Origin of the sequence: Photorhabdus caribbeanensis (assembly GCF_018448885.1) — a bacterium.
GTDB classification, from domain to species: Bacteria; Pseudomonadota; Gammaproteobacteria; order Enterobacterales; family Enterobacteriaceae; genus Photorhabdus; species Photorhabdus caribbeanensis.
Map to the genome: position 1 here is coordinate 1 of NZ_RCWB01000152.1, position 435 is coordinate 435.

Here is a 435-nt window from a genome sequence, read left to right on the forward strand (position 1 = left end):
CGGAAGCGGTGAGGGTGAGATTATCGCCGGTCATCAAGCTGCTGCCCTGTTGAGTGGTCTGGTGCTGTTTCAGTTCTGACCGGGAGGACTGGCTGCCGTAGGAGAGGTTGACGCCCACCAGATTGTTGTTGGCTTTGTCGCCACCGCCTTTAGCGTCGGCCAGTCGGGCAGCCTGGACTGCCTGTATCCCGTTAAGGGCGGCTTTGGTGCCCTGTAAGGCTTTGATACGGCTGTCACTTTCATTGTTAGCGGCTTGAACCGTTTGAACAGCGGAATTCAGGGCCCCGCCTGCGGTGCCGGACAGCGCTACGGTCAGGCCGCTTTGTTTCTGTTCGGTTTTGGTGATGGCGGTGTGACTGTTTTCCGCGCTGGTGATGTTAATGTTTTGACCGGAAAGTTGCATATCTTGGCCCGCCACTACATCACTGCCGTGAA

The 435-nt window shown here is 57.0% G+C and carries 1 protein-coding gene; it reads right to left on the reverse strand.

Annotation, left to right across the window (positions count from 1 at the left end):
- A partial coding sequence (locus EAE90_RS23430; RefSeq protein ID WP_214055471.1) for a hemagglutinin repeat-containing protein occupies positions 1-435 on the reverse strand: 435 nt, incomplete at both ends.